The following is a 514-nucleotide window of genomic DNA, read 5'->3' on the forward strand; positions in this document are numbered from 1 at the left end:
ATAATTAAGATATTATCAGGCTTCATCTTGGCAATTTGAGTTTCGGTTTTCGCCGTCAGCGTACCCGCATCCGTTAATAGAATCGGCGCATCGTACTTCTTTGCAAGCGGAGTTGCAGAAAGCGCGTCCGCAAAAGCGTCCCGATTGACAACCACGACAGTGCTCGGGTTCGTCCATCCGGCAGATGCGACATTGTTTGCCACATCGAAGCGGGTCGCCCCGCCGTACCGCTCTGTCGCGGCGATTCCCGAGCCCGGGATTTCGTATGCGCCGGTAATGTCGACATCAACGCTTGATTTATTGCCCAAATAATTGCTTAACTTTACCGAAATGGTTTTGTCGGCAGCCTGGGCAGATTGTGTAAACATCAGAGCTGCGGCAGTTACTGACGACAGAAGCAGAAGCTTCATCTTTTTCAAAACGTTATGTACCCCCTTGATTCAGCTCTTTATTTTGTTTCGATGCTTTTCAGCTCCAAAACGCCATTTTCACCTTTTGTATATTGGACTTCGAC

Annotated in this window: 1 protein-coding gene; it reads right to left on the reverse strand. The window is 48.6% G+C overall.

The features are described from left to right. A partial coding sequence (locus ACWHAR_RS32130) for a cell wall-binding repeat-containing protein (protein ID WP_452089054.1) occupies window positions 1–419 on the reverse strand: 419 nt, incomplete at its 3' end. Window positions 420–514 lie beyond the last annotated feature (95 nt).

The organism is Bacillus sp. LR--39, assembly GCF_053613335.1.